The organism is Nocardia acidivorans NBRC 108247, assembly GCF_001625085.1.
Classification (GTDB): Bacteria; Actinomycetota; Actinomycetes; order Mycobacteriales; family Mycobacteriaceae; genus Nocardia; species Nocardia acidivorans.
Genome location: NZ_BDAW01000062.1, coordinates 50,164 through 57,862, shown reverse-complemented (window position 1 = coordinate 57,862; position 7,699 = coordinate 50,164). Strand labels below are relative to the sequence as shown.

The window sequence follows — 7,699 nt, the reverse complement described above, 5'->3', positions numbered from 1 at the left end:
CGAATCCCGCGCCCGCTCCGGCCCCCGCTCCGGCCCCCGCTCAGGTGCGCACCCCGCAGACGACCCCGGCTCCGGCCTCCAACGCCGCCCCCACCACGGGTGCGCCGAAGGCCGCGAGCACCGATGAGGCCAAGATTCTGCGCGGACCGGCCGCCGCCATCGTCAAGAACATGTCGGCATCGCTGACCATCCCGACCGCCACCAGCGTGCGGGCCATCCCCGCCAAGCTGATGATCGACAACCGGCTGGTCATCAACAACCACCTCGCGCGTACCCGCGGTGGCAAGATCTCCTTCACCCATCTGCTGGGTTACGCGATCGTGCAGGGCATCAAGTCCTTCCCGAATATGAACCGGCACTTCGCCGAGGTGGACGGCAAGCCGAACTCGGTCACCCCGGCGCACACCAATCTGGGTCTGGCCATCGACCTGCCCGGTAAGGACGGCAACCGCACGCTGGCCGTCGCCGCCATCAAGAACACCGAGGACATGACCTTCGCGCAGTTCCATACCGCGTACGAGGACGTGGTGCGGCGCGCGCGCAACGGCAAGCTGACCAATGACGATTTCACCGGCGTCACCATCTCGCTGACCAACCCGGGCACCATCGGCACCAATCACTCGGTGCCGCGGCTCATGCCGGGTCAGGGCGCGATCATCGGCGCGGGCGCCATGGAGTACCCGGCCGAGTTCCAGGGCATGGCCGATGAGCAGCTGGCCGATATCGGCATCGGCAAGCTCATGACGCTGACCTCGACCTACGATCACCGCATCATTCAGGGCGCGGAGTCCGGCGACTTCCTGCGGACCGTGCACAACCTGCTGATCTCGGACGAGTTCTACGACGAGATCTTCCACGGTATGGGTGTCCCCTACGAGCCGGTGCGCTGGCGCAAGGACATCAAGGAACGCGGTATCGACAAGTCGACCCGCGTCCAGGAGATGATCACCGCGTACCGCAACCGCGGTCACCTCATGGCCGATACCGATCCGCTGCGGTTGGTGCACGACAAGTTCCGCTCGCATCCGGATCTGGATGTCACCCAGCACGGCCTGACCCTGTGGGATCTGGATCGCGAATTCAATGTCGCGGGCTTCCACGGCCAGGAGCGCATGAAGCTGCGCGATGTGCTGTCCATCCTGCGCGATGCCTACTGCCGACACGTGGGTGTGGAGTACACCCACATCCTGGATCCCGAACAGCTGCACTGGATTCAGGAGCGCGTCGAGCAGAAGCATGAGAAGCCCTCTGTCGCCGAGCAGAAGTACATCATGTCCCGGCTCAATGCCGCCGAGGCGTTCGAAACCTTCCTGGCCACCAAATACGTTGGCCAGAAGCGCTTCTCGCTCGAAGGCGCGGAGTCCGTCATTCCGATGATGGACGGTGTCATCGACCAGTGCGCCGAGCACGGGCTCGACGAGGTCGTCATCGGCATGCCGCACCGCGGTCGCCTGAACGTGCTGGCGAATATCGTCGGCAAGCCGTACTCGAAGATCTTCACCGAGTTCGAGGGCAATATGAACCCGGCCGCCACGCACGGCTCGGGCGATGTGAAGTACCACCTGGGCGCGCGCGGCACCTACATCCAGATGTTCGGCGACAACGACATCGAGGTCTCGCTGACGGCCAACCCGTCCCACCTCGAGGCCGTCGACCCGGTGCTGGAGGGTCTGGTTCGCGCCAAGCAGGATCTGCTCACCAAGGAAGACCTCGTCACCAAGGGCGAAGAGGCGCGCAGCTTCTCGGTCGTGCCGCTCATGCTGCACGGTGACGCGGCGTTCGCGGGCCAGGGTGTGGTCGCCGAGACGCTGAACCTCTCGGGTCTGCGAGGCTACCGCACCGGCGGCACCGTGCACATCGTGGTGAACAACCAGATCGGCTTCACCACCGCGCCGGAGTACTCGCGTTCCACCGAATACTCCACCGATATCGCGAAGTTCATCGGCGCGCCGGTGTTCCACGTCAACGGCGATGACCCGGAAGCCTGTGTGTGGGTTGCCAAGCTGGCCGTGGACTACCGTCAGCGGTTCAACCGCGACGTGGTCATCGATATGATCTGCTACCGCCGCCGCGGCCACAACGAGGGCGACGACCCCTCGATGACGCAGCCGAACATGTACGACGCCATCGACACCAAGCGCTCGGTCCGCAAGGCGTACACCGAGAGCCTGATCGGCCGTGGCGATATCTCCATGAAGGAAGCCGAAGACGCCCTGCGCGATTACCAGGGACAGCTGGAGCGGATCTTCAACGAGGTGCGCGAGCTGGAGAAGTACGTTCCGGAGCCGTCCCCGTCGGTCGAGGACGAGCAGAAGATGCCGACCACGCTGGTCACCGCGGTCGACAAGACCGTGCTGCAGCGCATCGGCGATTCGTTCGTGAACGTGCCCGAGGGCTTCAATGTGCATCCGCGCGTCAAGCCGGTCATGGAGAAGCGCCGCGAAATGGCGTACGAGGGCAAGATCGACTGGGCCATGGCCGAGTTGCTCGCCTTCGGCACGCTTATCGACGAGGGCAAGGCCGTCCGTCTGACCGGTCAGGATTCGCGTCGCGGCACCTTCTCGCAGCGGCATTCGGTGATCATCGACCGCAAGACCGGTGGCGAGTACACCCCGCTGCACAACATCGGGTCGAAGAATCCGGGCTGGTTCGCGGTGCACGATTCGGCGCTGTCCGAATACGCCGCCGTCGGTTTCGAATACGGCTACTCGCTCGGCAACACCGACGCACTGGTGTTGTGGGAGGCGCAGTTCGGTGACTTCGTCAACGGCGCGCAGACCATCATCGACGAGTTCATCTCCTCCGGTGAGGCCAAGTGGGGCCAGCTGTCCGAGGTAGTGCTGCTGCTGCCGCACGGTCACGAGGGCCAGGGCCCGGACCACACCTCCGGCCGTATCGAGCGCTTCCTGCAGCTGTGCGCCGAGGGTTCGATGACGGTGGCGGTGCCCTCCACCCCGTCGAACTACTTCCACCTGCTGCGCCGGCACGCCCTGGACGGCATCCGCCGTCCGCTGGTGGTCTTCACCCCGAAGTCCATGCTGCGCAACAAGGCCGTGGTGTCCGAGGTCGAGGACTTCACCGACAACAAGTTCCGTTCGGTGCTCGAGGAGCCCACCTACGAGAGCGGCGACGGTGATCGTTCGAAGGTCAAGCGCGTGCTGCTGACCTCCGGCAAGATCTACTACGAGCTGGTCGCGGAGAAGAACAAGAACAAGCGTGACGATGTCGCCATCGTGCGCGTCGAGCAGCTGTACCCGATCCCGAAGTTCCGCCTGAACGAGGCGCTGGAGGGCTACCCCAACGCCACCGATCTGGTGTGGGTGCAGGAGGAACCGGCCAACCAGGGCGCATGGCCGTTCTTCGGCCTGAACCTGCCGGAAATCCTGCCCGCCCGCTTCGCCAAGCTGCGCCGCATCTCGCGTCGCGCCATGTCGGCCCCGTCCTCGGGTTCGTCGAAGGTGCACGCGGTGGAGCAGGCCGAGATCATCGGCGAGGCTTTCGCCCCGACCGTCTAGGTCGAACCTGCCACGACGCCGGGCCGGATTCCCTCGCGGGAGTCCGGCCCGGCGTCGTTTGTCCCCTCGCTGGCGCGTCGAGTCCCGTCCGCGTGAATCCGGCACTCCTAGAGTCGAATTCATGAGATCGATCAGTACCGGGATTCAGCTGGACGCCCCGCCCGAGCAGGTGTGGAAGGTGTTCAGCGATTTCCCCGCCTACGGTGAGTGGAACCCCTTCATCCGCGAGGCGCAGGGCACGTTGGCCGTGGGCGAACGGCTGAATTTGCGGCTGTACCCGGTGAGCGGGCGGCCGATGACGTTCAAACCCGTTGTGCTGGTGGCCGAACCGGGGCGGGCGGTCACCTGGAAGGGCATCGTGCTGGTGCCCGGCCTGTTCGACGGCACACACAAGTTCACCATGGAAGCTCGGGACGGCGGCACCTATTTCACGCAGGCCGAGGATTTCGGCGGACTGCTGACCCCGTTCCTGGGCAGTACCATCACCGGCACGATAGCGAGTTTCGAGCTGCTGAACGCGGCCTTGAAGAAGCGGGTGGAACAGTGACCACGATTCAGCCTTCGATCAACGCGACCGTCCTGAAGAGCCTGCTGCACAACGGAATCGTGCATCGGGCGCTGGCGCTGGCGGTGGCGACCGTCGTTCTGCTCGCCGTAGGCCAGCCGACCTGGGTGCCCTACGCGGTGAGCCTGTACGCCATCTGGAATGCCGCCGCGGTCACCCTGAACGCGGTGAAGGCGGCCTCGAACGCGCGGTGACGCCCGGTTCAGGCGGCGCGCCGGAAGGCGTCCGGGGTCTGCCCGGTCCAGCGCTGGAAGGCGCGCCGCAGGGTGCGGTGGTCGGTATAGCCGAGCCGCCCCGCGATGGATTGCAGCGACAGTCGGGTGTCGCGCAGCAGGCGGGTGGCGCGGTCGAAACGCACCGCCTCCAACTCTTCTCGCCAGGTGGTGTCGTATTCGGCGAGGCGGCGCTGCAGGGTGCGCGGGCTCATGGCGAGCCGGTGCGCGACCTCTTCGAGGGAGGTGCCGCGGCCGTGGCTGTCGGCCAGGGCCTCGCCGATGGCGGTGCGGAAGCTCTCGCGCCAATCCGGCACGGGGCGGGCGCTGTCGAGGATCGAGCGCGCGTACATGCGCATGACGCGCTGTAGCTCCGGATCGAAAGGTCTTGCGGCGGGCTCGGATTCGGGATCGAGGAAGGTGAGCCGATTCCCGCTCTGCCCGAAGTGGATATTGCCGGTGCCGAACACCTCGCCGAGATGATCGTGGCGCTGCGGCGCGGCATGCGCGAAATCGACTCGTACGGGCCGTAATCCGTCGCCCTTGGCATCGCGCGCCCGGCGCAGCACCAGGCCGAGCGCGTACTCGTTGATGGTGCCGTCGACCTCGGTGCCGGTGTGCAGGTTGTCATGTCCGACCGTCAGCCGCGGTCCGTCCTCGACCACCGAGATCCGGGCCGTCGGATCGCAGATGACGCTCAGGTACTCCCCCGCGTCGGCGAAACCCGATGCCAGCGTAGGCCCCGCGGTGACCAGGTAGTCCCAGACGTGCAGCCGCCCGCGATCGGCCGCGGCGATGGCCCGCGGTCCCCCGCCCACCGGATCCGCCGCCCGAATCAGCTCCCACACCCGCAGCAGCGAGGAGGTGGGGAACCGCATCAGATCATCGTCCAGGGCCGGACCGCGCACCCCGTCGATGAAGGCCAGCTCGTGCTCAGGCACCCCCGATTGCTCCGCAACCCCCAACAACAACCGCATCACATGCGAGGCCACAGAATCCCTAACCACCGCGTCAGCCTATCGAGCGGTTTGCTGTCCGTCTGCCCCTGAATCCTCCGGTATGCCAAGGGTTTCGGTGCGCCCCGGGCGCGGACTTGCCCCCAAGATGTTCCACGTCGTATATTCCACGTGGAATATTTGGAGCGGAAGAGGGAGACCGATATGACGGGCAAGCAGGCGGGTGTAGCGCTGACGCCATTGGCGATCGCGGTCCTCGCACTGCTCGAGGAGAAGCCGATGCATCCGTACGAGATGTATCAACTCCTGATGACCCGGCACGAGGACGAGTTGGTGAAGATCAAACCCGGCTCGCTCTATCACACGGTGGCGCGACTGGCGGAGCAGGAACTGGTGGTGGCCGAGGGCACCGATCGCGCCGGTAATCGCCCCGAACGCACCACCTATCGGATCCAGCCGCTGGGCCTGGCGACGCTGCGCCTGCGCATTACGGAAATCCTCCGAACTCCCGTAAAGGAGTACCCGCTTTTTCCGCTCGCTCTGGCCGAGGCGCACAATTTGCCGGTGCACGACGTGATCGCTCTGCTGCGCGAACGCGCCACCTGGGTGGACGGGCATATCGCCGAATTCGAGGCGTTGCGGGAGTGGACCCGTTCCCGCCGGGTGCCACGGCGCTACTGGATGGTCATCGAATACCTGCACGCCATGAACGTCACCGAATCCCGCTGGCTGAGCACCCTGATCGCCGACCTGGAGAGCGGGGAGCTGGTGTGGACCGACTTCGACCCGCAGACCGGCGCGCGCATTCCGGATGACGACGACCAGGATCGCCCCGGCGCGGATTGGGGCGCGGGCCTCAGCGGGGCGGACATGGCCGCCGTCCGAAAGGGCGTGACCCCCTGACCAACCGCGAAAAACCTTTCCGCACACAGACTTTCACCACGAGATAGGAAACCACTTCCATGCCCGCTCCCCGCAATCCGTGGCTGGCGCTATACGCGCTGGTCGTCGGGTTCTTCATGATCCTGCTGGACATGACCATCGTCGCGGTGGCCAATCCGGTGATCAAAGAGGATCTGAACGCCGATATCAACAAGGTCATCTGGGTGACCTCCGCGTACCTGCTCGCCTACGCGGTGCCGCTGCTGGTGACCGGCCGGCTCGGTGACCGCTTCGGGCCCAAGAACATCTATCTGATCGGTCTGACCGTCTTCACCCTCGCCTCGCTGTGGTGCGCCATGTCGAGGAGTATCGAGATGCTGATCGCGGCCCGCGCGGTGCAGGGCCTGGGCGCGGCGCTGATGACCCCGCAGACCATGGCGGTCATCACCCGCACCTTCCCGCCGGACAAGCGCGGCGCGGCCATGGGCCTGTGGGGCGGCGTCGCCGGGCTGGCCACGCTCGTCGGCCCGATCCTGGGCGGCGTGCTGGTCGACTGGAAGGGCTGGGAGTGGATCTTCTATGTGAACGTCCCGATCGGCATCGTGGCGTTCGTGCTGGCGGCCTGGCTGGTGCCGTCGCTGGAGACCCATCAGCACAAGTTCGACTTCGTGGGCGTCGCGCTCTCCGCGATCGGCATGTTCCTGCTGGTCTTCGGCATCCAGGAGGGCGGTACCCGCGATTGGGACGCGCTGATCTGGCTGATGATCGCCGGTGGTCTGATCGTGCTGGCGCTGTTCGTGGTCAATCAGTCGCGCAATACCGGTGAGCCGCTGGTGCCGATGAGCTTGTTCAAGGATCGCAACTTCTCGCTGTCGAGCCTGGCCATCGCGGCCATGGGCGCGGCGATCACCGCGACCTTCGTCCCGTTCTACTTCTTCCTGCAGCAGGTGCACGGGATGTCGCCGACCAGGTCGGCGCTGGTGCTCGCGCCGATGGCGATTCTGACCGGCGTCTTCGCGCCGATCATCGGCAAGATCTCCGATCGGATGCCGCCGCGCGTACTGCCGACCATCGGTTTCGCGGTCTTCGCCGCGACCATCTTCGGTTTCTCCGCGCTCATGAAGCCGGACACCTCGATTCCGCTGTTCCTGGTCATCGGCGGTATCGCCGGTATCGCCAATGCCTGCATCTGGGCTCCGCTGGCCACCACGGCCACGCACAACCTGCCGATCCAGCAGGCCGGTGCGGGCGCGGGCGTCTACAACACCACCCGCCAGGTGGGTTCGGTACTCGGGTCCGCGGCCATCGCGGCGCTGATGTCGTCGCGGCTGGCTGCGCAGCACCTGCCCGGTGGACCGGTCATGGAGGGCGGCGGCAGCGGTGCGGCCAAGATTCCGGCCCCGGTGCTGGACAAGATCAGCACCGCGCTGAGCGAGTCCATGATCCTGCCGGGCTGCATTCTGCTGATCGGCGTGGTGGCGTCCGCGCTGTTCGTCGGGCACGGTAAGGCCGAGGACAAGGCGCCGACATTCGAGAAGGCGGATATCGCGGGCTAGACCCTCGAACCGG

6 protein-coding genes are annotated in these 7,699 nt (G+C 65.9%); 5 read left to right on the top strand and 1 reads right to left on the bottom strand.

Annotation, left to right across the window (positions count from 1 at the left end; genetic code table 11):
* The 3 genes from NA10_RS27550 to NA10_RS27540 all read left to right on the top strand — a co-directional run.
* The coding region (locus tag NA10_RS27550; RefSeq protein WP_084515305.1) for a multifunctional oxoglutarate decarboxylase/oxoglutarate dehydrogenase thiamine pyrophosphate-binding subunit/dihydrolipoyllysine-residue succinyltransferase subunit at positions 1 to 3,515 on the top strand (3,515 nt) is incomplete at its 5' end.
* A gap of 121 nt (positions 3,516 to 3,636) precedes the next feature.
* Positions 3,637 to 4,062, top strand: a complete 426-nt coding sequence (locus NA10_RS27545; RefSeq protein ID WP_067573050.1) for an SRPBCC domain-containing protein — start codon at positions 3,637 to 3,639, stop codon at positions 4,060 to 4,062.
* The gene (locus NA10_RS27540) at positions 4,059 to 4,274 is read left to right on the top strand and encodes a hypothetical protein (RefSeq protein ID WP_067573048.1); all 216 of its coding nucleotides are present in this window, start codon (positions 4,059 to 4,061) and stop codon (positions 4,272 to 4,274) included. Before NA10_RS27545 ends, NA10_RS27540 begins: the two co-directional genes overlap by 4 nt.
* Before the next feature lie 8 nt (positions 4,275 to 4,282).
* Here NA10_RS27540 and NA10_RS27535 read toward each other — a convergent pair whose 3' ends face one another.
* Positions 4,283 to 5,233 (bottom strand): helix-turn-helix transcriptional regulator, encoded by a 951-nt coding sequence (locus NA10_RS27535; RefSeq protein WP_169812654.1) that lies wholly within the window; start codon positions 5,231 to 5,233, stop codon positions 4,283 to 4,285.
* 219 nt (positions 5,234 to 5,452) lie between these two features.
* Here NA10_RS27535 and NA10_RS27530 point away from each other — a divergent pair, with 219 nt between their 5' ends.
* Both NA10_RS27530 and NA10_RS27525 read left to right on the top strand, forming a co-directional pair.
* Positions 5,453 to 6,151, top strand: coding sequence for a PadR family transcriptional regulator (locus tag NA10_RS27530; protein ID WP_067573043.1), 699 nt, complete (start codon positions 5,453 to 5,455; stop codon positions 6,149 to 6,151).
* Between the two features lie 59 nt (positions 6,152 to 6,210).
* Positions 6,211 to 7,686 (top strand): DHA2 family efflux MFS transporter permease subunit, encoded by a 1,476-nt coding sequence (locus tag NA10_RS27525; RefSeq protein WP_067573042.1) that lies wholly within the window; start codon positions 6,211 to 6,213, stop codon positions 7,684 to 7,686.
* Positions 7,687 to 7,699 lie beyond the last annotated feature (13 nt).